Here is a 24805-nt window from a genome sequence, read left to right as displayed (position 1 = left end):
CCCTGTTGTGGGCGTGAGATGGGCCTGGTTCTCGCGGCAGAACCGGGCCCATCTCACGCCCACAGCGGGACGGGGGGCCGGGTCCAGGGGACGGCGCGGCCCGACGCGAGCGACGCGCGCGCGTCGAGCACGCGCTGGTTCGTGCTGCCGCGGAACGCGAGGGTCAGGTCGCGGCGCGCGAGCTCGAACCGGCCGTCGACGAGCACGTCGACCTCGGCGAGCAGCGCGCGCTGGTCCGCGGTGCCGTCCCGCAGCTCCTCCAGCGTGTAGCCCGTCCAGCACCACACGTCCTTGCGGTCGCCGTGCTCCGCGCGCAGGCGGCGCACGAGGCGCAGGCACACGCCCGTGTTGAGGAACGGCTCCCCGCCGAGCAGGGACAGGCCCTGCACGGCGGGGTGCGCGAGGTCGGCGAGGACGCGGTCCTCCAGGGCGTCGTCGTACGGGCGCCCGTAGCGGAAGCTCCACGCGGCCTCGTTGAAGCAGCCCTCGCACGCGAAGAGGCACCCGCTCACGTACAGCGAGCAGCGCACGCCCTCGCCGTCGACCATGACGAACGGCTTGTAGTCCGCGACGTACCCCTGGCTGAGGCGGTCCGAGCGCCAGCCGGGGCCGGGGGTGCGCGCCACGGTCACGCCGACGCCGGGTCCGCCAGGTGCTTGACGCGCGCGGAGATCTCCGCGTGGCGGCCGTGCACCATGGGGCGCTGCTGCGGGTTGCCGAGGTACCCGCACGTGCGCTTCACGACGTCGCACGTGCGCGGGTCGGCGTTGCCGCACGACGGGCACGCGAAGCCGCGCGCGGTCGGGTCGAAGTCGCCCGTGAACCCGCACGCGTAGCAGCGGTCGATGGGCGTGTTCGTGCCGAGGTAGCCCACGCGGTCGTACGCGTAGTCCCACACGGCCTCCAGCGCCCTCGGGTTCTGCTGGAGCACGGGGTACTCGCAGTAGTGGATGAACCCGCCCGACGTGTACCGCGCGTACTCCTGCTCGAAGTCGAGCTTCTCGAACGGCGTCGGGTTCTTGCGGACGTCGTAGTGGAAGCTGTTCGTGTAGTAGTCCTTGTCGGTGATGTCCGGCACCGCGCCGAACCGCTCGCGGTCGAGGCGGCAGAACCTGTCGGTGAGGCTCTCGCTCGGCGTGGCGTAGACGCTGATCCGGTACCCGGCGCGCGCCGTCCAGCCGGCGGCGTGCGCGTGCAGGGACCGCAGCACGTCGAGCGTGAGCTCCTTGGCCTGCGGGTCGTGCTCCCAGGCGCCGCCGTAGAACGCGGCGGCCACCTCGTAGAGCCCGATGTACCCCAGCGACACCGTGGCGCGGCCGTCGCGGAAGAGGCGGTCGACGTCGTCGCCCGGGGCCAGCCGCTGCCCGAACGCCCCGTGCACGTAGAGGATCGGCGCGTTGCCCGGCGTCGCCTCCTTGCAGCGCTCGATCCGGAACACGAGCGCGTCGTGGACGGTCTCCAGGCGCTCGTCGAGCAGGCGCCAGAACGTGTCGAGGTCGCCGTCCGCCTCGAGCGCGATGCGCGGGAGGTTGAGCGTCACGACGCCCAGGTTCATGCGGCCCTCGGAGACGTCCTGGCCGTGCTCGTCCTGCCAGCCCTGGAGGAACGACCGGCAGCCCATCGGCACCTTGAACGAGCCCGTGAGCTCGACGATCTTGTCGTACGACAGCACGTCGGGGTACATGCGCTTCGTCGCGCACTCGACGGCGAGCTGCTTGAGGTCGTGGTTGGGGTCGCCGGGGTCGAGGTTCAACCCGCGGCGCAGCGTGAAGATGAGCTTGGGGAAGATCGCGGTGCGGCCCTCGCTGCCGAGCCCGCGGATGCGGATCTGGAGGATCGCGCGCTGGATCTCACGCTCCAGCCAGCCCGTGCCGAGCCCGAACCCGACCGACGTGAACGGCGTCTGCCCGTTCGACGTGAACAGGGTGTTGATCTCGTACTCCAGCGACTGCATCGCGTCATAGATGTCCTTGCGCGTCTTCTCGCGCGCGTACTCCTCGTGCGCGGACTCGTCGGCGATCCAACGGCGCGCGTCCGCGAGGTGCTTCTCCAGGTTGCGCTCGGCGTAGGGAGCGAGGAGCTCGTCGATGCGGTTCACCGAGCACCCGCCGTACTGGCTGGACGACACGTTGGCGATGATCTGGCTGATCTGCGCCGTCGCGGTCTGGATCGAGCGGGGCGGCTCGACCTGCGCGTTCCCGATCCGGAACCCGTGCTCCAGCATCGACCGGAAGTCGATGAGGCAGCAGTTCGTCATGGGTGCGTAGGGGTGGTAGTCGAGGTCGTGGTAGTGCAGGTCGCCCTTCTGGTGGGCGTTGGCGACGTGCGGCGGGAGCATCCGCAGCCCGATCGCCTTGCCCACGGTCCCGGCCGTGAGGTCGCGCTGGGTGTTGAAGACCTCGCTGTCCTTGTTCGCGTTCTCGTTGACGACCGTGGAGTCCTTGTCCAGCAGCCGCACGATCGAGTGGTTGAGGTCCGTCGCCCGGCTGCGCGCGAAGTCGCGCTGCACGCGGTAGTCGATGTAGGCGCGCGCGACGTCGTACTCGTGCGACTCGAGCAGCACGTGCTCGACGACGCCCTGGATCTCGTAGATCTTCACCGCCCCGACGAACCGCGCGGCGATCTCCTCGTCGACACGGCCCACGACCTCGTCGACGCGGCTCCGGTGCGCCGCGGTGAGGTCGCCGTGCACCTCCGCGAAGGCCTTGGTCACGGCGGCGCGGATGCGGCCGTCGTCGAACGGCCGCCGACGGCCGTCGCGCTTGAGGACCTCCAGCGTGGCGGTCGTGCTGCGCGGTGCTGCCTGGTCGAGCTCGATGGTGGTCATCGCTCGTCCCCTCTGCCCACCGATTTCTCGTCTCCGTCCCGCAGGGGTTGCGAGACGGACCGCACCCCAACATGTGGGGCCTGGATCACGGCTGCGCCACCATATCTAGTCCGCCGGTCGGGTGCGACGCCGATCCCCGGCGTGGCGGCGACCGCGGGACAGGTCGGGACGTTCGTCCCGTCGGGCCGGGTCCTGCGACCCGGTGAGGCAGGGATTTCTCGCGGTCGGGGCCGTGCGTCGCGCCGCTAGCCTCGGGGCGTGTCCCGACGTCCTCCCGGCTGGGTGCCGAACCAGCACGGCGCGTGGCCGATGCTGCTCCTGCCGTTCGTCGTCGGGACGGTCCGGGGGATCCAGGACGCCGGGTTCCGGCCGGTGACCGTCGCGCTCGGTGCGCTGTGGCTCGTCGGCTACCTCGCCTACTTCGCGGCCGGGCTCTGGCTGAAGTCGCGTCGCCGACCGCGCTACCGGCGCCCGATGGTCACGTACGGCGTGGTCGCCGCGGCGCTCGGGCTGCTCGTGCTCGTGCTCGACCCGGCGCTCGCGCTCTGGGCGCCCGTGTTCCTCCCGTTCCTCGCGCTCGGCCTGTGGGCGTCGGCGCAGCGCACGGAACGGTCCGTCGCCGCGGGCGGCGCGATGACCGTCGCGGCGTCGCTCATGACGGTCGTCGCGTACGCCGCGTGCAGGGAGCCTGGCACCCCCGCGCTGGTGGTCCCCGCGGAGGTCTGGCTCGTCGCCGCGCTCCTGCTCGCCTACCTGTTCGGCACGGTGCTCTACGTCAAGACGATGATCCGCGAGCGCGGCGTGCGCTCGTACGTCGTCGCCTCGGTCGCGTACCACGCGGGGGTCACCGTGGCGGCGGGGGCGCTCGCCGTGGCGCACGACCCCTCGTGGTGGTGGGCGACGGCGTTCCTCGCCGCGGCGACGGTGCGCGCCGCAGTCCTGCCGGGACGACCGCTGAGCCCGAAGGCCGTCGGGATCGGGGAGATCGTCGCGACGGTGCTGCTGCTCGCCGTCGCGCTCGTGGTGCGGTAGCCCCGAGGGCGCGGTGGTTCACTGGCGCGATGGACGACGACGCGCCCCTCACGCTCGATGACCTCACGGAGCGCGTCGAGGCGGTCTCCGCCCTCTACGCGAGCAAGTTCGCCGTCGAGCGCGACCCGGACTGGTTCATGCTCAAGCTCGCCGAGGAGGTCGGGGAGCTCACCCAGGCGTTCCTCGTCGCGACGGGGCGCACCCGCCCGCGCGGGGACGCGGCCTCGTCGGGGGGTTCCCCTGACGGGGCCGCGGTGCCAGACGGCGGAGCCTCGCCCCTCGCGGACGAGGTCGCCGACGTCCTGGCGCACCTGCTGCTGCTCGCGCGCTCGCAGGGCGTCGACGTCGAGGCGGCCGTGCGGCGCAAGTGGCTCGTCTGGGAGGCGGAGGTGGGCGGCCGAGCGGCGCGGTGACGACCGGGGCGCTCCCGGCGTGCCGCCGCTAGGGTGACGCCGTGACCGACCACCGCACCGACCCGCCCGTCAGCGCCGACGAGGTCGACACGTTGCGCGGCTTCCTCGACTTCCACCGCGAGACGCTGCGCTGGAAGACGTCGGGCCTCGACGCGGCCGAGCTCGCGCACCGTGTCCGGCCGTCGTCCATGACGCTCGGCGGGCTGCTCAAGCACCTCGCGTTCGTCGAGTCCCAGTGGTTCTCGCAGGTGCTCCTCGACGAGCCGCTCATGGCGCCCTTCGACACCGCCGACTGGGCCGACGACCGCGACTGGGACTGGACGTCCGCCGCGGGCGACTCCCCGGCGGCGCTGCGCATGCTCTTCGACCGCGCCGTCGCGGCCTCGGACGCGATCCTCGACGACGCGCTCGCCGACGGCGGCCTGGACCGGCTCAGCGCACGGCCCGACCGGCACACGGGCGAGCACTGGAACCTGCGCTGGATCCTCGTCCACATGATCGAGGAGTACGCGCGGCACAACGGGCACGCCGATCTGCTCCGCGAGGCGATCGACGGGACCGTCGGCGAGTAGCGCCCCGCCACCACGGCGCTCAGTGCATGAGAGAGAGTCGCGGTCGGCGGTCCCGGACGCCGCTCTTTCACGTACTCGACGGATCGTCGGGTCGACGGTTGCCCTCGGCACCGCGGGCCGGGACGATGGCGGGCGTGACCGCCCCCGAGCAGCCCTCGCCCGTCCCGCCTCCACGCCGCCCGCGCGTCTCGACCGTCGTGCTCGCGGCGCTCCTCGTGGTCGGCGTCGGGCTCCTCGTCGCCGCGTCCTGGGTGGCGAGCCGCCCCGCGTCGTTCGGGTGGTTCGCGTACGCCCCCGTCTCCGGCACGGTGTTCGTCCCGCCCGGCGTCTTCGGGACCGGGCGCTCGGCGTTCCTCGCGGGCTCGGGCGCCCTGCTGGTCGGCGGCGCGGTCGGGTTCCTCGTCGGGCGCGGCACCGTGCCGACGGCGCCCGGAGGCTCCGGAGCCGCCGGTCGCGGTCCTGAGGATCCCGGCGCGCCGGGCCCCGCCGGTGACGAGGCGTCGGCCGGATGAGCGCGCGCGACGACCTCGTCCTGCTCGACCTCGACGGCACGCTCACCGACTCGGCCCCCGGCATCCTCGCGTCGGTGCGGCACGCGTACGGCGTCCTGCGGCTTCCGATCCCCGCCGACCCGGTGCTCCGCGGCTTCGTCGGGCCTCCGCTCGGGGAGTCGTTCGCGGCGCACGGCGTGCCGGTCGACCTCGTGGCCGACGCCGTCGCCGCCTACCGCGACGTGTACGTGGCGGGGAACCTCCTCGACAACGCGGTCTACCCCGGCATCCCCGAGTGCCTGACGGCGTTGCGCGGCGCCGGGCTGCGTCTCGCCGTCGCGACGTCGAAGCCGGAGCCGATGGCGCGGCGGATCGTTGAGCACTTCGGGCTCGGCGCGCACCTCGACCGTGGTCTCGACGACGTCTTCGGCGCGACGCTCGACGGCTCGCGCAGCACCAAGGGAGACGTCGTCGCGCACGCGCTCGCGTCGCTCGACGCGGCCCGGCGCGTGGTCATGGTCGGCGACCGTGAGCACGACGTCCTCGGCGCCGCGGCCCACGGGGTCCCGTGCGTCGGGGTCGCGTGGGGCTACGCGCGCCCGGGCGAGCTGGCCGCGGCGGGGGCGACAGCGGTCGTCGGGACGCCGGCCGAGCTCGCGACCGTCCTGCTCCGCCGGGCGCCGCTCGCGGCCTGACGGGCCAGCGCCGGCCCGGACGGCGGGGCCGGCGCTCCGGCGCGCGAGAGCACGGCGACCGCGGGGGGCGGTGCTCAGGCGCGCGCGAGCACGACGACGGGCGCGAGGAGCCCGGCGCGCGTCGCCGCGACGTTGTTGCTGATCCGCGTGACGAACTCCTGGCCGAACACGACGACGAGCCCGTCCTGCCCAGGGCCTCCTCCGGCGGCGAGCGCCGCGCGCCGGTCCTCGACGCGCAGGACGTCGAACCCGGCCGCCGTCAGCACGCGGCCGTAGTCGTCCGGGGTCTCGACGAACGACGACCCGGCGTCGACCGCCCACGGCATCGGGAAGGGCAGGTCCCCTGCCCCGACCCGCATCTGCTCGAAGAGCCCGAACGGGCTCCCGGGGCGCAGCACGCGGTGGACCTCGGTGAAGAGCGCCGCCTTGTCGGGCACGTTCATGCCCACGTGGACGAGCATCGCACGGTCGTGCGACGCGTCCTCGCAGGGCAGCCGGTCGCCGTCGCCCAGCGCGAACGTGACGAGGTCGGCGAGCCCCGTCCGCGCCGTGAGCTCGCGCGCGGCCTCGACGAAGTCCGGGCTGAGGTCCACGCCGGTGACGTGGCAGCCGTGCCGGTGCGCGGCGAGCCGCGCCGGTCCGCCGAGCCCGCTGCCGACGTCGAGCAGGGTGGTGCCCGGCGCGAGGCCGAGGAGGTCGAGGAGCGCGGCGGTCGACGTCGCGCCCCCGGCGTGGAGCTCGTCGTACGGGGCGAGCGCGTCGACCGTCACCGGTCCGTCGCCGGCTCCCGCCGCGGCGAGGAGGCGGGCCGCGAGGTCCTTCCCGGCGTAGTGCTGCCGAACCTGCTCCGTCGTGGCCATGGCGGCCTCCGTGCTCGTCGCGCGCCCCTCCGCGGGCGCTCTCCCTCGACGGTACGCCCGTCGGTCCCGCCCTGCCGTGCCCGGACGCCGCGTCCGGGCCACACGTGTTGACCTTGACGTAGCGTCAACTTCTAGCGTGGTTCTCGTTGCCGCACGAGGCGACCACCGAGAGATCGCGAGCACGGGAGGAACAGGAGATGCACCCCGCAGGAACGACGAACGAGCGCACGGCCGACTGGTCCATCCAGGAGGTCGCGCGACTCGCCGGCACCACGAGCCGCACCCTGCGCCACTACGACGCGGTGGGGCTGCTGCGCCCGAGCCGGGTCGCGTCCAACGGCTACCGCCACTACGACGCGGACGCGCTCGTGCGGCTCCAGCGGATCCTGCTCCTGCGTGACCTCGGTCTCGGGCTCCCCGCGATCCAGGAGGCGCTCGACGGGACCCGGGGTGACCGGTCGCCGTCGGGCACCGCGGAGCGCGAGGCACAGGTGCGGGCCCTGCGTGGCCACCTCGAGTGGTTGCAGGCGGAGCGGCAGCGGCTGGCGCGGCAGATCGCGTCGGTCGAACGGACGATCACCACGATGGAAGGAGGTGGCGAGCTCATGGCGGACGACATGTTCGACGGGTTCGACCACACGCAGTACAAGGACGAGGTCGAGGACCGCTGGGGCAAGGACGCGTACGCGCGCGGGCACTCCTGGTGGAGCGGCCTCAGCGACGCGGAGAAGACGGCCTTCAAGGAGCGCGTCGAGCGCCTCAACGGCGACTGGACGGCGGCGGCGCAGGCCGGCGTCGACCCGGCGTCGGACGAGGCGCAGGCGCTCGCGCAGCGCCACGTCGAGTGGTTGCAGACCGTGCCGGCCAACCCCGCGCACGAGCCCGGGCCGCTGCGGGGCTACCTGCTCGGCCTCGGCGAGATGTACGTCGAGGACCCGCGGTTCGCGCTCAACTACGGCGGCGTCGAGGGCGCGACCTTCGTCCGTGACGCGCTGCGCGTCTACGTCGAGCGCAACCTCTAGGGGACGCGCGCTCGCGCGTGATCCCGCCCGGGACCATCGGCCCGGGCGGGATCACGGCGACGTCACTAGCCTGGAACCCTGGCGGGACACGGCGCCCCGCCACCCGCCAGGAGGCAGCCATGGCCACGACGTCGACGTCCACCGGCCCGGCCACGACCCGCAACGTCGCCCTCGTGGGCCACAGCGGCTCGGGCAAGACCACGCTCGCGGAGGCGTTCCTCCATCGTGCAGGCGCGATCCCGCGGGCCGGCTCCGTCGCCGAGGGCACGACCGTCTGCGACCACGAGCCCGAGGAGGTAGCCCGGGGCATCTCGGTGAGCCTCGGCGTCGCGCACCTGGACTGGCGGGCGCCCGACGGCACGACGTACCAGGTCACCCTCCTCGACACCCCCGGCGCCCCGGACTTCGCCGGTTCCGTGGACGCGGCGCTCGCCGTCGCCGACCTCGCGGTGGTGGTGGTGAGCGCCGTCGACGGGGTGCAGTCCGGGACGGAGGAGGTCTGGCGACGCTGCGACGAGGCGGGGATCCCCCGCCTCGTCGTCGTCTCCCAGGAGGACCGCGCGCGGGCGAGCTTTCGCACCGTGCTCGCCGCGCTGCGCGGCGCGCTCGACGCGCCGTTCGTGCCGCTCGAGCTCCCGCTCGGCGAGGAGCAGTCGCTGCACGGCGTGGCCGACGTCCTCACCGAGCGCGCGCGGGAGTACGACGGCGACGGGCGCACCCATGAGGAGGACGTCCCCGCCGACGTGCGCGACGAGGAGCACGCGCTGCACGACGAGGTCGTGGAGGAGATCGTCACGCACGACGACGACCAGCTCGAGGCGTACCTCGCGGGCGACGAGCCCGGAGCCCCGGACCTCGAGCGCACGCTCGCGCACGAGGTGCTCACGGGTGAGGCCGTGCCGGTGCTGCTCGCGTCCGCGGTGACGGGCGTCGGCGTCGACCGGGTGCTCGACCTCGTGTGCGAGCTCGGGCCGTCGCCCGCGGACCGGGCGGCCGTCGTCGCGCTGCCCGACGGCGCGGGGTCGGGCCGCGCCGACGGTTCCCCGTCGGCGCGCGCGACGACGGAGGTCGCGGCCGACCCGGCCGGGGACGCGCTCGTGCACGTCTTCCGGACGGTGGTCGACCCCTTTGTAGGCCAGGTGTCGGTGTTCAAGGTGCTCTCGGGGTCCGTCGCGACGGGCGACCGCCTCGTGAGCACCGCGACCGGCGCGGAGGACCGCGTGCACGGTCTGTTCCGCCTGCGCGGTCGCGAGCACGTCGCGGTCGACCGGGTCGTCGCGGGTGACGTCGCCGCCGTCGCGAAGCTCTCCGCCGCCTCGACCGGGACGCTGCTGGCGACCCGGCGCACGCCCGTGTCCGCGCGCGACCTCCCCGAACGGCCCCCGGTGTATGCCGTCGCGCTGCGGCCCGTGTCGCAGTCCGACGACGACAAGCTCTCCTCCGCGCTGACCCGCCTGCGCGCCGAGGACCCGACGCTGCACGTCGACCTCACCGGCTCGCAGGCCGTGCTCGGCGGCCTCGGCGACACGCACCTCGCGGTCGCGGTCGAGCGGCTCGAGCGCTCGTTCGGCGTGCGCGTCACGACCGAGCCCGTCCAGGTCGCGTACCGCGAGACCATCACGCGCGCCGTCGAGGTCGAGGGCAAGGTGAAGAAGCAGTCGGGCGGGCACGGGCAGTTCGCCGTCGTGCAGCTCCGCGTGTCCCCGCTCCCGCGCGGGGACGGGTTCGAGTTCGTCAGCTCCGTCGTCGGCGGGTCGGTGCCGCGCCAGTACCTCCCGGCCGTGGAGCGCGGTGCGCGCGAGGCCATGGAGGGCGGCGGACCCCACGGCTACCCGGTCGTCGACCTGCGCGTCGAGGTCCTCGACGGCAAGGCGCACTCCGTCGACTCGTCCGACATGGCGTTCCGTACCGCGGGGGGCGTCGGCGTGCGCGAGGCGCTCGCCGCGGCGGGGACGGTCGTGCTCGAACCCGTCTCCGCGGTGTCCGTGACCGTCCCGTCCGACGCGCAGGGCGACGTCATGGGAGACCTCTCCGCACGCCGCGGCCACATCACCGCGACCGACTCCCTGCCCGACGGCCGCGTCCGCGTCGACGCGCTCGTCCCCGAGGCCGAGCTCACCCGCTACGTCCTCGACCTGCGCTCCCTCACCGGCGGTCGCGGGTCGTTCACGGCCGTCCCCGACCGCTACGAGGTCCTGCCCGGCGGCCTCGGGACGAGTCGGTAGGGGTGTTCACCTCATCGAGTCGCGGCGCGACTCGCACCGGTGGCGGTGCATCGTGCTCGAGGTCATGGACGTGATGTCGGAGTGGTTGCGGCGCGGCGGTTCCACGCCGCGACAGCCGTGTCGAGGCGGGCGCGCGCGGCAACGTAACGGGCGAGGTCGACGGGTGCACCGTGGTCGACGACCGAGACGGCGTCTTCCATCGCGCGCTGGGAGGCGTCGATCTCGCCGACCAGGTCGACGGGGCGTTGTGGCGAGGTTTCTCGGTCGTCGGTCACGAGGTCCGCCGTCGAGTCACTGACGGTGCGCGAGGCGTCGGCGGAGCTGGTGGATGCGGAGGGTGCCGACGACGAGGGCGACGATCCCGACGCCGATCCCCGCGATGAGCAGGGCGAGGGCGAGCGGGACCGAGCCTTGCCAGCCGAGGAAGGAGACGAGGACGAGCTGGGTGTTCTGGAGCATGAACACGATGAGGGCGAGCAGGACGAGGGCGGCGACGCACAGGCCGACCCAGGTGGCTCCGGCGCGGGTCCGGGGAGTTCGTGTCGGGTTGCCTGACGTGCGGGACACGCGCGAGTCTGGGCGGCTGCCCGAGGGGGCGGCGGTGGGCTGTCCGTTCGTCGCGGCGCTGAGCGGGGTGGTGGCCATGACGGCCTCCTTGCGGTTCCGGGCCCGCGCACCTCAGACGGGGCACGTTCGCCGCGGATGTCCCGATCGTACGCCTTCAACCTGGGAGCGAACCTGGGTGCGCCTGTGTGTGTGGACTCGAGGTCACGGGCGGCCGAGGCTTGCGGCCACGGGGCAGGGGAAGGGTTCGCGGGCGCGGCCGGGGACGTCGTTGAGGTACTGGATGACGATCCGGTAGGAGGTGAAGAACCCGACCTCGGTGTAGGTCACGCCGAGCTGGGAGCAGTACTCGCGCACGAGCGGCTGGACGCGCTTGAGGTTCGGGCGCGGCATGCTCGGGAACAGGTGGTGCTCGACCTGGCGGTTGAGGCCGCCCATGAAGAAGTCGACGACCGGGCCGCCGCGGATGTTGCGGGACATGAGGACCTGGCGGCGCAGGAAGTCGACGTCCGCGCTCGCCGGGACGATCGGCATGCCCTTGTGGTTCGGGGCGAACGCGCCCCCGAGCAGGATGCCGAAGACCGCGAGCTGCACGGCCAGGAATGCCGCCGCGATGGTCGGGGGGAGCACGAGGACCAGCGCCACCAGGTAGAGCGCGAGCCGTAGGAGCAGGACGGGGGCCTCCACGCCACGGTGCGGCACGGGCCGGCGGCCGAGCACCCGGCGCACGCTCGCGACGTGCAGGTTGAGGCCCTCCAGGGCGAGCAGGGGGAAGAAGTACCAGCCCTGCCGGCGGCCCAGCCACCCCCGCCAGCCGTGGCGGCTCGCCACGACGGCGGGCGTGAACGCGATCACTCCGGGCGAGATGTCGGGGTCCTGGCCCTCCTGGTTCGGGGCGGCGTGGTGGGCGTCGTGCTTCGTCGTCCACCAGGCGTGACTGAGCCCGACGAGCGCGTTCGCGACGAGGCGCGCGATCCAGTCGTTCCACGCCCGGGACCGGAACACCTGCCGGTGGGAGCTGTCGTGCCCCAGGAACGCGAGCTGGGCGAGCACGAGCGCGAGCACCACGGCCAGCAGGAGCTGCCACCAGGATTCGCCCACGAGGACGATCCCCGCCCAGACGGCGCCGAGCGCGGCGACCGTCAGGACGAGCCGGGTCCAGTAGTAGCCGTACCGCCGACGCAGCAGGCCGGACTCGCGCACGATCTTCGCCAGTACCGAGTAGTCCCGAGCCGTCGCACGGGTGGCAGGTCGTACGCGGCCAGTCACCGTCAGGGGCTGTTGCGCCTCACTCGAAGCGGACACGGTCGGCCTCGGACTTCACGCTCGCCGTGCGCAGCACCTCGGCCGCACGCCACTCGGCCAGCTCGTCGGCCTTGCGCGTCCGCTCGTTCGTGATCGTCTCTTCGACGTCGCGCAGAACCGTCGCGATCTCGTGGGCCAGCCCACCCGAGAGCATGGCGAGGTTCGTGTTCTCGATGAGCAGGCGCCGGTCCTCCACCCGCAGCACGATCCCCGGATATCCGTGGTCGGCGAGCAGCGCGGTGACGGCGGGGAGCTCGAGCAACGCTTGCTCCGGACCGGACACCCGGCGGGAGAACACAGCGGTCACGGTGTACAGCTGGGGCTCGGACTCCGTACCCAGCTCGCGCGGCAGTGCGGTGTCCAGGACCCCCCTCAGCTGCAGCGCGCTGTCCTGGACGCGCCCGAAGGAGGTGGGGGTGGGGGTGGTGGTGCTCATGGCGTCGTCCGATGCTCGGAGCCGGGGGGCCGACTCGCGTCCGCTGCCGTCGCGGCAGTCGGTGAGGCGCCAGGCGCCCCACTCAAGGAGATCGGTTCGTCCTCCAGGTCGGGTTCATGACCCCCGTCGTCGGCCCATCGCGCGCCTGAGGTGTCCTCGTTCGGGGCAATGGTCTCGCCCCGCTTGCGAGGGCCATCTCGATCGGCGTCGCGTGGGCCGATCCGGCGATCAACCACACCTCGACACTACTCCTCGAGGAGTTGCTCGCAGCGTCCACGAGGGACCGTCGAGCAGCAGCGGGTGGAGAATGGGGAGATGGCGCTGACCGAGTTCCTGCTCGCCCGGATCGACGAGGACGAAGCAGCGTGCGTGACTCTGGAAGACGACTCCGGACCGTGGACGCCGTGGTCACGATCGAGGTTGCTGACCGACTGCGCAGTGAAACGGCGCATCATCGCACTTGCTTATGAGGCCACCGGGTACGACATGACCGCTGACCTCGAGCGTGACACCAACGAACGCGCCGAGAGCGGTGTCGCATTCGTCGGTGACCGCATCCTGCGAGCACTCGCGACCGCTTACGCCGCGCACCCCGACTTCGACCCGACCTGGCGTACCTGAGGACGCCGGTCACCGCCCACATGGCGAGCCGCCCGTACAACGCCCATCGTGAGGGGCGGCGCCACGTGCCGCGGGGAACGCCGGTCGTGAAGCAGCCCGCCGCTGGCGGACCTCCCGACCCCGACGACCTTGAGGGCCGCTAGACCTGCCTCAGCGGTGACGCGGCGGCGTTTGCTTCGGCGGAGAAACCTGAGAGCCCGGCTCCGGTCGCTGCCCTGGGTGGAAGGTGGTTCGCTTCTCGTACCTGGTACGCGACGTTTGTCTGCGTGGTGGCCAGCGTCCGAGGAGGTCACTCATGGCTGAGCACGTCGACGCCGGCACGTTCGTTCGCGCCGAGACCGATCGAATGTTCACGGACCTGCAGCGAGACGCGGGTGGGGTCAACCGGTTCCAGCACAACCGCGAGCCCGCGTCAGTCGACCGGCAGACGGTCGTGCGCATGAACCGCGACACGCTCTACAGCTTCGCCGTCGTAGACCTCGCGGGAGGCGCCACGCTCACCCTTCCAGACGCAGGGGGCCGCTACCTGTCCGCGATGGTGCTCGACAACGACCACCTCGTCGCGGACGTTCTGCACACGGCCGGTGAGCACCCGCTCGACGCCGAGACCGTGGGAACCCGCTACGCCGCCCTGGCCGTGCGAACACTCGTCGACCCGGTCGACCCCGCAGACCTCGCCGCGGTAGCCGCCATCCAGGACGGCGTGCGCCTCACCGCCGGTTCGGCGGATCCGTTTGTCTCCCCCGAGTACGACGCAGCGAGCCTGGACACCACCCGTGACGCGCTGCTCGTGCTCGCCGCGGGCCTGCGCCGATACGACCGCATGTTCGGCACGCGGGAGGAGATCGACCCCGTGCAGCACCTCATCGGGACCGCGGCGGGCTGGGGCGGGCTACCCACGACAGAGGCGTCGTACGTCGGCGTCAACCCGCAGGTACCGCCCGGAAGATACGAGCTGACACTGAGAGACGTCCCGGTCGACGCCTTCTGGTCCGTCTCGGTGTACAACGCCAAGGGCTACTTCGAGCCGAACCCCCAGGGCCACTACAGCGTCAACAGCGTCACGGCCGTCCCGGACACCGACGGCGGGGTCACCGTACGGTTCGCGCCGCCCGGCGACCTTGGCGACGAGCCGAACACCATCCCCGTTCCCGAACCGTGGAACTTCCTCGTCCGCCTCTACCGCCCTCGAGCCGAAGCGCTCGACGGCTCGTGGACCGTCCCGCAGCTTCGGCCTGCCTGACACCGCCGAGGTCGTCCGACGGCGCGAAGCCTCGCCCGCACTGACCCCCACGCCCCCTATGTCGATCAGGGCGCGCTGGCTCCTCGAGCGAAACTTCTGGACGCGCACCTGGCACTGTCCGTTGTTCGCCACCGTCGGCATTCGTACGCGCGCTCTCCCGCTCGCGCCGTTGGCCGGATACCCAGCGGCTTGGCGCCCGGTTCTCCCCGTCATCCAGACGACGTACCCGGTCGGTGCTTCGGCTCGGTTCACCAAGCGCCTTCGTGGCGACGGTGGTTCAGTGCAGGCATGCCCGAGATCTCCGACGACGAGCTCGTCGACGCCTACGAGTACCTGCTCGCCCGGTTCCTGGTGCTGCGCCAGGAGCACCAGGACGTGGAGGTGGACGGCCTGGGGTACAACACCATCAAGTACAACCCGGTCGGGTCGGCGGAGTTCGTGAACCCGAACCTGGATGTCGCCTACCTCGAGGCCTGGATCGCTGTGGACGGCGAGCACGCCGTCCTGCTGGAGGTCCCCGATGCCCGAGGCCGGTACTTCACCGTCCAGCTGCTCGACGGGTGGGGCGAGGTCGTGGCGAACATCAACGACCGCATCGTCCCGGAGCACCCGTTCGGCACGGTGGCGTTCGTCCTTGAGGGCACCGACCCCGAGATCCCGGACGGTGCGCTGCGCGTGGAGCTTCCCGCCGCCAAGGCCAAGGTCCTGGCCCGGGTCGAGCTCCAGGACACCCCGGACCAGGCCGTCGCCCTCCAGCGCGCGTTTCGGATCCACGCCCCGGACGGGATCCGGGTCGAGCCCGCGCACCCGGTGCCCGACTTCACCAACGCCCAGCTGTTGGGCGCGGAGATCTTCACCGAGGCCGCCGGCGTGCTCGCGACCTATCCCGACTCGATGCCGTCCGCCCCGCGGCACCAGGCCGCCGTCGCGCGCATCGCGGACCTCATCGCCTCCGAACCGGGTGGTCGGGCACGCGTCGACGAGACGATTCGCACCAAGGCCGTCCCGCACTTCTTCGCCGGCGCCCAGCAGTTCGGCACACACCGCGACGGCTGGTCCGTCTCCTACGCGGTCGGGCGTTTCGGTGACGACGTGTTCGCCCGTGCGGTCATCGACTACGGGGGCCTGTGGGCGAACGTGCCCGAAGAGGCCATCTACTACATCGGGCAGACCGACTCCGCCGGCAACATGCTGGACGGTTCGTCCGCCTACGAGATCCGGTTTCCTGCGCACGCGCTACCCGGCGACGTCGTCGACGGGTTCTGGTCCCTGACCCTCTACTCCGTGCCGGACTACCGCGTCGTCCCCAACGCCCTCAACCGCTACGGCCTCGCCTCCAGGATGCCGCTCGAGCCGAACGACGACGGCTCACTCTCCCTGTGGCTCGCTCCCGAGCTTCCGGGCGGCGCGCCCCAGGCGAACTGGCTACCCACACCACCGGGTGCCGGGTTCTCACTCAACCTGCGCATGTACGTCTCCGACCAGGCGGTGACTTCCGGAGGCTGGTTCCCAGCACCCATCAACAAGCACACGAACGGCTGAGCACGGTCGAGCTTGGTGACGACGAGCGTGTCCCCCTCCCGCAGTTCGGCGAGAAGTCGGTCGAGCTCGGGCCGGTCCTCGCGGCGCCCGGAGGCCTTCTCCACGATGACGTCGGGCTCGCCGACGCCGCCGGCGCCCGTGAGCGCGTCGACCTGGGCGTCGAGGTTCTGTGCGGTGGTGGAGACACGGGCGTACCCGTAGGTGTGCGTCATGCGGTGACCGTAGCGACAACCCCGGGGCCGCGTTCGGCGACACCGGGGCTTCCCGACACTAGTTCTGCGACATGTTCTGTCGGCGTGTCGCGACGGTCGCCACCGTGTACGGAAAACGGTCGCTTCTACGACAGGCGATGAGGCGGCGCGATCTGTCGAGAATCTCTGACCATCCGGGGACTCTCGGGTCGATCCGAGACGTCCTCGCCGCGAACGCTCGTGTCGTGAGCGTGGAGCGGCAGCAGGCCGGGCGCACGCTCGGACCCGCATGGCGTGCAGAAGCCTGCCCTCGCCGGCGGACGACACGGCGAGAACCCATGCGCCCGATGTGGACATGGAGCACGAGGAGGCGTCGGCCGTGAGCCCATCGGTGGGCGGTCGTGCGGCTCCCGTCCGCGCTCAGCGGCGCGGCACGACGATCGGTGCACCGCCGCCGGGGTGCTCGACGACCTCGACGGGGTAGTCGTAGACGCCGCTCAGCAGCTCGGCGGTGAGGACGTCGCGAGGGCCCCCGTCGGCGACGACGCGCCCGCCCGCGAGGACGGTGACCTGGTCGGCGTACGCAGCGGCGAGCGAGAGGTCGTGCACGACGACGACCACGGCACCACCGGCGGTGGCGTGCGCCCGGGCGAGCTGGAGCACGAGCTCCTGGTGCTTGAGGTCGAGCGCGGCGGTCGGCTCGTCGAGCATGAGGAGAGCGGTGCGTTGCGCGAGCACCCGGGCCAGCGCGACGCGCGCCTTCTCCCCGCCCGAGAGCGAGGTGAAGTGCCGGTCGGCGAGGTGCTCGACGTCGGTCGCGGCCAGGGCCTCGGCGACCGCGGCGTCGTCCTCGTCCTCGAACGGGGTGCCCCGCCACGGCGAGCGGCCCATGCGCACGACGTCCACGGCGGTGAACGGGAAGCTCAGCGAGACCTGCTGGAGCATGACGGACCGGCGCAGCGCGAGCTCGGTGGGCGTCCACGCGCGCAGCGGTCGCCCGTCGACCACGACGTCCCCGGCCTCGGGAACCAGGTCGCCCGTGAGCACGGCGAGCAGGGACGACTTCCCGGCCCCGTTGGGGCCGAGCAGCGCGCGGACCTCGCCCGCGCGGACGTCGACGGACACGTCGCGCAGGATCGGCGCCTCGCCGAGCGTGAGGGACACGCCGTGCGCGGCGGTGACCACGTCGCCGGGCGCGACGTGCCCGGGGAGGCGGGACCGGCGTCGGGCACCGGTGACCGCGGTGCGCAGCGAGCCGAGGAACGAGGAGCCCTCGTGGCGCAGGTCGCTCATGCCCAGCCTCCCTGGCGCGAGCGCGTGCGGCGCAGCAGGTAGAAGAAGAACGGCCCGCCGACGAGCGACGTGATCATGCCGAGCGGCAGCTCGACGTTCGCGACGGCGCTGCGCGCGAGGAGGTCCGCGGCGAGCAGCACGACGGCGCCGCCCAGCACGGAGGCGGGGATGAGCGTCCGGTGGCTCGGCCCGCAGACCATGCGGACGAGGTGCGGCACGACGAGCCCGACGAACGCGATGATCCCCGTGAACGCGACGCCCGCCGAGACGAGCAGAGCGACGAGCACGATGACGAGCTGGCGCAGCCGCTCGACGTCGACGCCGAGATGCTGCGCGGCGCGCTCGCCGAGCGCGAGCAGGTCCATCTTGCGGCGCACGAGCATCGCGCCCGTGACGCCGACGACCGCGATCGGCAGGACGATCGCGACCGAGCCCCACGTGGCGCCGCCGAGCGACCCGAGCTGCCAGAACACGACCTGCTCGCGCGCGGCCGGGTCGGCGACGAACGTGAAGAACGCGAGCAGCCCGCCCGCGAACGCGTTGACCGCGATGCCGGTGAGCACGAGCGTCACGACCTCGGTGCGCCCCCCGGCGCGGGCGAGCGCGTAGACGACGAACGTCGTGACCAGCCCGCCGAGGAACGCCGCCCCGGCGACCCACGTGCCCGGCACGAGCGCTCCCGCGGTGACGATGACCGCGCACGCGCCCACGGCTGCACCGGAGGACACCCCGATGACGCCCGGCTCGGCGAGCGGGTTGCCGAACACGCCCTGCATGAGCGCGCCCGAGCACGCGAGGGCGGCACCCACGACGATCGCCAGGACGACGCGCGGGAACCGCACGACCCACAGCGCGTTCTCGCCCTGCGGGTGCGACGGCATGGGCCCCCAGTCGAGCCCGACGTGGTGCGCGAGCGAGCCCAGCACCTCCGCGGGCGACACGGGCACCTGGCCCGTCATGCCGGACACGACCGTGAGCACCGCGAGCGCCACGCCCAGGTTGACCATGAGCCAGCGCGCGGCCCGGCGACGTTGCTGCCGGACGGCGGGACCCACCCGGGCGGGCCGGCCGCCCGAACGGGGGGAGTCGTCGCGCGCGGTCACGTCCGCGGGGACCGGCGCGTCCTCGGGCGTGCCGAGGGGGCGGGTGACGGGCGCGCTCACGATGCGGGGAGCTCCGGCGCGGGCACGCCGTAGAAGGCCTCGACGAGCGACGCGATCGTGGACCCGGTGCGCGGGCCGAACGTGAGCAGGCGCGAGCCGTCCATGTCGACGACGCGGCGCGCCTCGCCCGCGGGCGTCTGCGCGAGGCCCGGGATCGCCATCATCGCGTCGAGGCCGCCCATCGACTCGAGCCCGTCGGTCATGACGAGGTAGGCGTCGGGCGCGGCGCTGATGATCGCCTCGCTCGTGACCGGCGCGTACTGCTGCGTGAGGCCGATCGCGGTCCCGGCGTCCTCGCCGCCGATCTCCTGGATCAGGTCGTCGGCGCCCGAGCCGGGCCCGAACAGCATCTTGATGTTCGACCCGCGCAGGTAGAGGAACGCGACGCGCGGCGTCCCGGTGTCCTGCGGGACGGCCCCGAGCGCCGCGCAGATCTGCCGGTCCGTGCGCTCGACGAGCGCCTCGCCCTGCTCGGGCACGCCGAGCGCGGTCGCGACGGCGCGGATCCGGTCGTCGACGCCGTCGAGCGTGCGCGCCTCGTCGAGGTACACGACGGGGATGCCCGAGCTCTCGAGCTGGCCGCGCACGTCGTCGGTGAGGATCGTCGCGTCGGTGAGGATCACGGACGGGTCGAGCCCGAGGATCGCCTCGACGTCGAGCGCGTGGCCCGCGCCCGTGACGACGGGGACGTCCGCCGCCTCCGGGAAGCCGGTCGGCAGGTCGCGGCCCACGACGTTGTCGCCCAGGCCGAGGCTGTAGACGATCTCGCCCAGCGTCCCGTACAGGTCGACGGGGATGATGCGGCTCACGTCGGTGATCTCGACCTGACGCCCGTCGACCGACTCGACCGTCACCGGGAGCTGCGGGGCGGGTGCGTCCGCGATGGGGTGGATCGCGTCGTCGGCGAACGTCGCCGTCGTCGGCCCGGTGGGGAACGACGGCGGGTCGACGTCGGAGCCGCCGCCGGCGACCCGCGACTCCTCGAGCGTCGTGCACGCCGGCGCGCCCCTCGTCTGGTCGGCGGTCTCCGCGGGCGTCGCATCGACGGGTGCGGCGTCCTGGCTCGCCTCCGCCGACGGCGTCGCGGGCGGCTCATAGGGGAGCGGCGCGCACGCGGCGACGAGCCCCAGCACGACGACGGCGCCAACCCCCACCAGCGCCGTCACCGTCCCCCGCGCCCGACCCTGCGTGGTGCCCGACGGACCCGCGAGGGACGTCGAGCGGCTCGTCGGCGAGCCGCGGTGCAGCGCGGAACGGGCGGCGTGAGGCATAGGGAGTCCTCCAGGGAGCGGTGCGCGGGGAAGGGCATGACCCGACGGGGTCGTCCACCCCAGTAAGACGAGCCTAACCTGACTTGAAGGCGGCCTCGACCGTCTCGCGAGTTGCGCGTCTCACGTGAAGAGCCCAAGTCGAACCCGCTCGCCCGAGGAAGAACCGGCTCCCTGGGGGAGAGCCGTGGTCGCGCGAAGTAGAGCCCTGGTCGGCCGAGGTAGAGCCCTGGTCCGCCGAGGTAGAGCCCTGGTCGGCCGAGGTAGAGCTGTGGTCACCGCTCTCTCACGCGACCGCGCCGGTCGCCCCTCATGCCTTGCGACGAGCAGAGCCGTTACCGCGAGCAGCTGCCCGGCTGAGCCCGACCGTCCAGGCCGACCGTGCGCCGTCGACCACAAGAACCCTGCCTCTACCTCGGCGGACCAGGGCTCTACCTCGGCGTCAGCGGTGGGCCGCGCCGAGGTCGGCGAAGAGGTCGCTGTTGAGGCGGAAGGCGTGCTTGGCCTCGGCGACGGTCTCGTCGAGCTGCTCGGGGGTGAGGACGAGGCCGTCGAGGCGCTCGCGGTAGACGTCCTTGAACGGCTTGGACTTGGGGATCTCGACGAACGTGTAGAACGCGAGGCCGTCGCCGGAGAGCCCGTAGTGACGCTCGAGCATGCGCTTGATGATCTGCCCGCCGGAGAGGTCGCCGAGGTAGCGCGTGTACGCGTGCGCGGCGTACGCGGGCAGCGACGCGCCGACCGCGCGCAGGCGCGCGACGTAGCGCTCGGTCGCGGGGTGGATGGTGATGCGCTCGGCCCAGTCGGCGCCGACGAGGAACGTGAGGTCCTTCTCGATCTCGGGGGTGCGCGTGAGCTCGTCGAAGACGAGCGTCGAGCCCTGGGCGTCGGCGCGCATCGCGGCGCTCGCGTCCTCGAGCGCTCCGTAGATGGCCCACTGCTGCGCCGCGAGGTCGGCGTATGCGGCGACGTCGAGCTGCCCGGACATGAGCCGCTCGACGAAGCCGGAGCCCTCGGCCTGCTCGTGCTCGGGGCGCGTGCCCTCGCGCAGGCGCTGGGACAGCGGCACGGTCTCGTCGGTGCGGTCGAGGTCGTGGGTGAGAGCAGTCACGGGTGGCTCCTGCGGGTGGGTCGGGTCGGGTCGTCCGCTCGTCCTGACGCAGTGTCATGACGATGCGTCAGGAACTGTAGCCCACTCAGGTGAGGCTTGCCTATCCTCTGTCCGGGATCCGGTCCACGTCCTCCGGGTCCGGGAGCCCGGCGAGGAACCGGAAGCCGAGCAGCGCGACCAGGCTGCCCAGCCCGCCGCCGACGACGAGCGGCGTCGGCAGGTCCGCGCGGGCGAGGAGCCCGCCGAGGAACGCCCCGAGCGGCATGACCCCCCACAGGAGCGTCCGCCAGGTGCCGTGCACGCGACCGAGCAGGCGGCCGGGGATCATCGCCTGGCGCAGCGACATGACGAGCACGTTCCACACCGTCACGGCTCCGGAGCTCACCGCGAACAGGGCGGCGCCCGCGGCCACCGCGGTGCCGGAGCCGGGCAGGAGCGGGGCGAGCCCGAGGAGCACGAGGACGGCCGTCGAGACGAGGTTCGCGACGGCCATCGTCGGGCCGGTCCCGAAGCGCTCCTTGGCGGGGTTCGCCACCGCCGCCGCGACGAGCGAACCGGCCGCCCCGACGAGCAGGAACGTCCCGTACCAGCCCTCGGGGACGCCCAGCACGTCGAGGACGTAGAGCACGATCGTCGCGGTCGCGGCGGAGAAGCAGAGCCCGACGACGATCGAGAGCAGCCACAGCGGGCGCAGGGTCGGGTGCGCCCACAGGTAGCGGAACCCGTCGCCGAGCTGGCGGAACCAGGGTGGCGCGGGCTCGGCCCCCTCGGCGGACGTGGCCCGGTGCTCGCCCGCGGCGACGGCGGGCAGGAACAGGGCGAGCGCCCCCGCGACGGCGTAGGCAGCGGCGCCGGTGCCGAGCGGCACGACGACGGCGACCGCGAAAAGCGCCGACGTGAGGGGCGCGGAGAGGAAGTTCTGGACGGTGATCTCGCCCGCCTCGATGCGCGAGTTCGCGCGCGGGAGGTCGGCGGGTCGCACGATCGAGGGCAGCACCGCGCGGATCGCGCCGTCGTACACGGTCTCCAGCGCGCCGTAGAGGAACACGACGGCGTACAGCCACCAGATCGTCAGCGTGCCCGTCGCGGCCAGGGCGACGAGCCCGAGGGCGAGGAGCGTGCGCGCGCCGTTCGCGAGCGCGAGCGCGTGCCGGCGGTCGATGCGGTCGAGCAGCACCCCGGCGGGGATCGCGAAGAACAGCCAGGGCAGGAGCGAGACGGCGGCGATGCCGGACACGAGGAACGGGTCGTCGGTCAGCCGGGCGGCGAGCAGGGGCGACGCGACGCGCGCGATGCCGTCGCCCAGGCTGGAGCTGAGGTTCGCCGTGAAGACGTTCCGGAACGGCGCGCCGAGCCCGGCGCGCACCCGGGCGGGGGCGTCGGAGAGCCTGCGACGGCGGAGGGTCGGCACCACCCGAGGCTAGGTGACGGTCGCCACAGGCCTCGTGCTCTCCGGGCCGCTTCTGCTCGCGGGAGAAGGTCCCGCGACCGGGCCGGGTCAGCGCGCGAGTGCGGGCGACGACGCGTCGGCCCCGACGGCGCGCAGCACGAACGCCTCGGTCGCCTCGATCGCCTGCTCGCGCGCGGCCGGGTCGTCGGGGACGAGCCGGCCGGACAGGCACGCGTTGACGAGCTGCACGGTGGTGTCGATGTCCTGCTCGGGGAACTCCCCGACCTCGATGCCCGACGCCACGATGCGCCGCAGGATCGTCTCGACGAGCTCGGCATGCTCGCGCAGGCGCTGGCGCGTCGTGCGCGACAGCACGGTGCGCAGGTCCGGGCCCGGGGCCAGGTGGAAGATGCGCTTGAGCTGGGCCTGCTGGCGGATGTAGGTGCGGAGCTGCTCGACCGGGTCGTCCACGTCCTCCAGCGCGCGCTCGAGCGTCCCCACGTACTGCTCCGTCTCATGGGTGATGAACCCGAGGAGCAGCGCCTCCTTGTCGGGGAAGTGGTTGTACACCGCCGTCCGGCCGACGCCCGCGGCGGCGGCGATGTCGGCGAGGGAGATGGCGTCGAAGCCGCGGTCCATCATGAGGGTCGAGAGCGCCGCGAAGAGCTTCTGCCGGGTCTGGGCGCGGTGCTCGTGGAGGGACCCTCCGATGATCTTGGGCATGCTGACATCATAGGGAGGTCGTGTCAGAACGCTAATCGGCTCCTCCGGACCGCCGCGGGCCCGTCGCCGAGGCCTCCCGGGCGCGCTCCGCCGTCTGGCACACTGCCGCCATGGACACCACCGCGTCGCCCGACGGCGTCCCCGCCACCGCCCCGGACCCGGACTTCCCGCCCGTCCCCGCGGACACCAAGGACTGGACGTGGGTCATGGAGCGCCCGTGCCCGGAGTGCGGGTTCGTGGCGGCCGAGGTGACGCCCGACCGCGTGGGGGCCGCGGTGCGCGACGCGGTCCCGCGCTACGTCGCCGCGCTGGGCCGCGAGGACGTGCGCGTCCGTCCCGACGCGACGACGTGGTCCGTGCTCGAGTACGCCGCGCACGTGCGCGACGTCTTCTCCGTGTTCGACGTGCGCGTCCAGTCGATGGTGGAGGGCGACGACCCGCAGTTCGCGAACTGGGACCAGGACGCGACGGCCGTCGAGGAGGACTACGCGCACCAGGACCCGGCGGTCGTCGCGCGCGAGCTCGCGATCGCGGGCGACCGGGTCGCGGGCCGTTTCGACGCGCTCGTCCCGGACCAGTGGGAGCGTCCCGGACGGCGCTCGAACGGGTCCGTGTTCACGGTGCGCACGCTCGGCCAGTACTTCGTGCACGACGTCGTCCACCACCTGCACGACGTCGGCGCCTGACCGGACGCGCGCGGCAGGAGACGCACGGCCGTGACACGGGCGTAACATCCCGGCATTCCGGACGCCCTACGGTCCGGTCATGGACGCCACCGTCGCCGGCCTCGTGCCGGACGCGCACGCGGGAGCGCACCTTCTCGCGGTGCCTCGTTCCCGCGGTGCGGCTCGTACGCCCGTGGACACCCTCGCGCGCGCCTGGTTCGCCGACGCGGCGTGGACGACGCCGCCCGGCGGCGGAGGAGCGACCCGGCCCATGGCCGGCGCGCGGTTCCGGGGCGTGGTGCCCGACGGCGTGGTGACACCGGGCGAGCTCCGGCTCGCCGAGGGCGCGCGCGTCGTCGGACCCTTCCCGCTCACGCCGCCGCAGACGCAGGCGCTCGATCTCGCGGGCGGGAGCGCCGAGGCGTTCGCGCTGCGCGTCGACGACCCGGCCCCACGCGTCGCGCTGGCCCCGCTCTCCGACGACCGGGACGGTCTCGCGCGGGTGTTCGCGGCAGGGCTGCCCCAGGGCGTCGAGCTCCAGGTCCTGGGCTGGGCCGTCGCGGCGGCGCGGCGCGTCGGGGGCGCCGTCGTCGCGGACGGCCGGACGGTGCTCACGCCCGACCCCGCCTCGGGGGTCGACCTCACGCTCTACAGCGCCCAGGTCCTCGGGCCCGACGACGCGCTCGGCGTTCTGCGCACGACGGTCCCGAGCGCGCGCGTCGTCGCGGTCCACCCCCGCGCGGACGGCCTCACGGAGTACGTGCTGTCGGGCGAGACGCCCTACGACGGCGCGGTCCGGCTGGCGGCGCAGCGCGTGCCGCAGGTGCCGCTCGCCCTCGCCGCGCTCGACTGGCGCGAGCACGGCCCGCACGCCTACCGCGTCACCTGGGTCCCGCAGGACCCGTACGAGCTCGAGGTCGAGCGGCCGTCGGGGCTGCACGTCATCGCGCGCTCCCGGGCGCGGGTGCTCGTCGCGCGGTTGGCGGCGATGCTCCAGGGGCGCCTCGCGGGGACGCTCGTGGACGACGGCGGCTTCGTCGTGCGGGACCTCGACCTCGACGAGCGGCTCACTCCGGCGGCGACGCCGACGACGCAGTTCTGGGTCTGACCGCCGCGTGCGCACCCGGCGCGCACCCCGACCGGACCGGGCGTG

Annotated in this window: 25 protein-coding genes and 1 pseudogene; 12 read left to right on the top strand and 14 right to left on the bottom strand. The window is 73.2% G+C overall.

From position 1 onward, the window contains the following. Positions 1-53: 53 nt before the first annotated feature. Both nrdG and nrdD read right to left on the bottom strand, forming a co-directional pair. Positions 54-632: an anaerobic ribonucleoside-triphosphate reductase activating protein gene (gene nrdG / locus CCE02nite_RS11850; RefSeq protein ID WP_255318824.1), complete on the bottom strand. Its 579-nt coding sequence runs from the start codon at positions 630-632 to the stop codon at positions 54-56. Next, complete coding sequence (nrdD, locus tag CCE02nite_RS11845; RefSeq protein WP_141389839.1) at positions 629-2827, bottom strand: anaerobic ribonucleoside-triphosphate reductase; 2199 nt, start codon at positions 2825-2827, stop codon at positions 629-631. The genes nrdG and nrdD overlap by 4 nt, the downstream gene beginning before the upstream one ends. Before the next feature lie 258 nt (positions 2828-3085). On the opposite strand from nrdD, the gene CCE02nite_RS11840 reads away from it, so the two are divergent. The 5 genes from CCE02nite_RS11840 to CCE02nite_RS11820 all read left to right on the top strand — a co-directional run bounded on the left by CCE02nite_RS11840 (position 3086) and on the right by CCE02nite_RS11820 (position 6030). Next, the gene (locus tag CCE02nite_RS11840) at positions 3086-3859 is read left to right on the top strand and encodes a YwiC-like family protein (RefSeq protein WP_141389838.1); all 774 of its coding nucleotides are present in this window, start codon (positions 3086-3088) and stop codon (positions 3857-3859) included. 29 nt (positions 3860-3888) lie between these two features. Next, complete coding sequence (locus CCE02nite_RS11835) at positions 3889-4272, top strand: nucleoside triphosphate pyrophosphohydrolase family protein (RefSeq protein ID WP_141389837.1); 384 nt, start codon at positions 3889-3891, stop codon at positions 4270-4272. A 41-nt stretch (positions 4273-4313) separates the two neighbouring features. Further along, on the top strand, positions 4314-4844 hold the full coding sequence (locus tag CCE02nite_RS11830; RefSeq protein ID WP_141389836.1) for a DinB family protein: 531 nt from the start codon (positions 4314-4316) through the stop codon (positions 4842-4844). Positions 4845-4978: 134 nt separating this feature from the next. Then, positions 4979-5356: a hypothetical protein gene (locus CCE02nite_RS11825; protein ID WP_141389835.1), complete on the top strand. Its 378-nt coding sequence runs from the start codon at positions 4979-4981 to the stop codon at positions 5354-5356. Continuing rightward, positions 5353-6030 carry an HAD family hydrolase gene (locus tag CCE02nite_RS11820; RefSeq protein WP_141389834.1) on the top strand — a complete coding sequence of 226 codons (678 nt, stop codon included), beginning with the start codon at positions 5353-5355 and terminating at the stop codon, positions 6028-6030. Before CCE02nite_RS11825 ends, CCE02nite_RS11820 begins: the two co-directional genes overlap by 4 nt. Positions 6031-6104: 74 nt before the next feature. Here the strand turns inward: CCE02nite_RS11820 and CCE02nite_RS11815 are convergent, their stop codons facing one another. Further along, positions 6105-6890 carry an SAM-dependent methyltransferase gene (locus CCE02nite_RS11815; protein WP_141389833.1) on the bottom strand — a complete coding sequence of 262 codons (786 nt, stop codon included), beginning with the start codon at positions 6888-6890 and terminating at the stop codon, positions 6105-6107. A gap of 197 nt (positions 6891-7087) precedes the next feature. Between CCE02nite_RS11815 and CCE02nite_RS11810 the strand changes: the two genes are divergently transcribed. Beyond that, positions 7088-7912 (top strand): MerR family transcriptional regulator, encoded by an 825-nt coding sequence (locus tag CCE02nite_RS11810; protein ID WP_141389832.1) that lies wholly within the window; start codon positions 7088-7090, stop codon positions 7910-7912. A gap of 119 nt (positions 7913-8031) precedes the next feature. Beyond that, positions 8032-10137 carry an elongation factor G gene (locus CCE02nite_RS11805; protein WP_141389831.1) on the top strand — a complete coding sequence of 702 codons (2106 nt, stop codon included), beginning with the start codon at positions 8032-8034 and terminating at the stop codon, positions 10135-10137. Between the two features lie 62 nt (positions 10138-10199). Here CCE02nite_RS11805 and CCE02nite_RS11800 read toward each other — a convergent pair whose 3' ends face one another. The 4 genes from CCE02nite_RS11800 to CCE02nite_RS11785 all read right to left on the bottom strand — a co-directional run bounded on the left by CCE02nite_RS11800 (position 10200) and on the right by CCE02nite_RS11785 (position 12442). Next, the gene (locus CCE02nite_RS11800) at positions 10200-10412 is read right to left on the bottom strand and encodes a hypothetical protein (protein WP_141389830.1); all 213 of its coding nucleotides are present in this window, start codon (positions 10410-10412) and stop codon (positions 10200-10202) included. 16 nt (positions 10413-10428) lie between these two features. Next, entirely contained in the window at positions 10429-10782 is a 354-nt protein-coding gene (locus tag CCE02nite_RS11795) for a LapA family protein (RefSeq protein ID WP_141389829.1), read from the bottom strand. A 123-nt stretch (positions 10783-10905) separates the two neighbouring features. Beyond that, positions 10906-11970 carry a fatty acid desaturase family protein gene (locus CCE02nite_RS11790; protein ID WP_255318823.1) on the bottom strand — a complete coding sequence of 355 codons (1065 nt, stop codon included), beginning with the start codon at positions 11968-11970 and terminating at the stop codon, positions 10906-10908. 19 nt (positions 11971-11989) lie between these two features. Further along, complete coding sequence (locus tag CCE02nite_RS11785; RefSeq protein WP_141389828.1) at positions 11990-12442, bottom strand: hypothetical protein; 453 nt, start codon at positions 12440-12442, stop codon at positions 11990-11992. A 315-nt stretch (positions 12443-12757) separates the two neighbouring features. On the opposite strand from CCE02nite_RS11785, the gene CCE02nite_RS11780 reads away from it, so the two are divergent. The 3 genes from CCE02nite_RS11780 (at position 12758) to CCE02nite_RS11770 (ending at position 15848) form a co-directional block, all read left to right on the top strand. Then, complete coding sequence (locus tag CCE02nite_RS11780; protein WP_141389827.1) at positions 12758-13063, top strand: DUF6221 family protein; 306 nt, start codon at positions 12758-12760, stop codon at positions 13061-13063. Positions 13064-13358: 295 nt separating this feature from the next. Beyond that, the gene (locus tag CCE02nite_RS11775; RefSeq protein WP_141389826.1) at positions 13359-14306 is read left to right on the top strand and encodes a DUF1254 domain-containing protein; all 948 of its coding nucleotides are present in this window, start codon (positions 13359-13361) and stop codon (positions 14304-14306) included. A gap of 288 nt (positions 14307-14594) precedes the next feature. Further along, positions 14595-15848, top strand: coding sequence for a DUF1214 domain-containing protein (locus CCE02nite_RS11770; protein WP_141389825.1), 1254 nt, complete (start codon positions 14595-14597; stop codon positions 15846-15848). 11 nt (positions 15849-15859) lie between these two features. Here the strand turns inward: CCE02nite_RS11770 and CCE02nite_RS11765 are convergent. The 7 genes and pseudogenes from CCE02nite_RS11765 to CCE02nite_RS11735 form a co-directional block, all read right to left on the bottom strand. Beyond that, a pseudogene (locus CCE02nite_RS11765) lies at positions 15860-16060 on the bottom strand (recombinase family protein); the annotation flags it as partial. A 399-nt stretch (positions 16061-16459) separates the two neighbouring features. Continuing rightward, on the bottom strand, positions 16460-17332 hold the full coding sequence (locus CCE02nite_RS11760; RefSeq protein WP_141389824.1) for a heme ABC transporter ATP-binding protein: 873 nt from the start codon (positions 17330-17332) through the stop codon (positions 16460-16462). Then, positions 17329-18339, bottom strand: coding sequence for a FecCD family ABC transporter permease (locus CCE02nite_RS11755; RefSeq protein WP_141389894.1), 1011 nt, complete (start codon positions 18337-18339; stop codon positions 17329-17331). The genes CCE02nite_RS11760 and CCE02nite_RS11755 overlap by 4 nt, the downstream gene beginning before the upstream one ends. Before the next feature lie 152 nt (positions 18340-18491). Further along, positions 18492-19766 carry a heme/hemin ABC transporter substrate-binding protein gene (locus tag CCE02nite_RS11750; protein WP_141389823.1) on the bottom strand — a complete coding sequence of 425 codons (1275 nt, stop codon included), beginning with the start codon at positions 19764-19766 and terminating at the stop codon, positions 18492-18494. 439 nt (positions 19767-20205) lie between these two features. After that, positions 20206-20874 carry a biliverdin-producing heme oxygenase gene (locus CCE02nite_RS11745; protein ID WP_141389822.1) on the bottom strand — a complete coding sequence of 223 codons (669 nt, stop codon included), beginning with the start codon at positions 20872-20874 and terminating at the stop codon, positions 20206-20208. A gap of 100 nt (positions 20875-20974) precedes the next feature. Continuing rightward, positions 20975-22285: an MFS transporter gene (locus CCE02nite_RS11740; protein WP_170227299.1), complete on the bottom strand. Its 1311-nt coding sequence runs from the start codon at positions 22283-22285 to the stop codon at positions 20975-20977. An 87-nt stretch (positions 22286-22372) separates the two neighbouring features. After that, positions 22373-22987 carry a TetR/AcrR family transcriptional regulator gene (locus CCE02nite_RS11735; RefSeq protein WP_141389820.1) on the bottom strand — a complete coding sequence of 205 codons (615 nt, stop codon included), beginning with the start codon at positions 22985-22987 and terminating at the stop codon, positions 22373-22375. A gap of 110 nt (positions 22988-23097) precedes the next feature. On the opposite strand from CCE02nite_RS11735, the gene CCE02nite_RS11730 reads away from it, so the two are divergent. Continuing rightward, positions 23098-23673 carry a DinB family protein gene (locus CCE02nite_RS11730; protein ID WP_141389819.1) on the top strand — a complete coding sequence of 192 codons (576 nt, stop codon included), beginning with the start codon at positions 23098-23100 and terminating at the stop codon, positions 23671-23673. A 79-nt stretch (positions 23674-23752) separates the two neighbouring features. Further along, the gene (locus CCE02nite_RS20490; RefSeq protein ID WP_170227298.1) at positions 23753-24760 is read left to right on the top strand and encodes a hypothetical protein; all 1008 of its coding nucleotides are present in this window, start codon (positions 23753-23755) and stop codon (positions 24758-24760) included. The last annotated feature ends 45 nt before the right edge of the window (positions 24761-24805 follow it).

This window comes from Cellulosimicrobium cellulans (genome assembly GCF_006539945.1).
GTDB classification, from domain to species: domain Bacteria; phylum Actinomycetota; class Actinomycetes; order Actinomycetales; family Cellulomonadaceae; genus Cellulosimicrobium; species Cellulosimicrobium cellulans.
The sequence above is the reverse complement of the archived record's forward strand: the minus strand, read 5'-3'. Positions and strand labels throughout refer to the sequence as shown.